Source organism: Halomonas sp. SIMBA_159 (assembly GCF_046536035.1).
GTDB classification, from domain to species: Bacteria; Pseudomonadota; Gammaproteobacteria; order Pseudomonadales; family Halomonadaceae; genus Vreelandella; species Vreelandella venusta_A.
Genome location: NZ_JAWJBT010000990.1, coordinates 1 through 257, shown reverse-complemented (window position 1 = coordinate 257; position 257 = coordinate 1). Strand labels below are relative to the sequence as shown.

Below are 257 nucleotides of genomic sequence, written 5' to 3'. Positions count from 1 at the left end.
CCATCATCGCGTTCAATTCTGCCATTTGAATTCCCCCTCATTGTTTATGCTCCCAGTATGGCATAGCTCGGAAAGAGGAGCCAAGAAAATGGCTGGGCCATTCAATTGAAAACCTTGATCGATATGCGCAATTTTGTCACGGCTGGACAAAATTTTCGCCCGTTCGATTCGAATATCTAGAAATCTACGCCGGCTATAAAGAATGCGGGAGCCGGTAAAAGGGTATAAAACGATAATGGATTCCATTGTATGGGAGG

At 44.7% G+C, this 257-nt stretch carries 1 protein-coding gene; it reads right to left on the bottom strand.

Annotation, left to right across the window (positions count from 1 at the left end; all coding sequences use genetic code 11):
- Positions 1-12: 12 nt before the first annotated feature.
- A partial coding sequence (locus tag R0J87_RS22220) for a hypothetical protein (RefSeq protein WP_498889025.1) occupies positions 13-257 on the bottom strand: 245 nt, incomplete at its 5' end.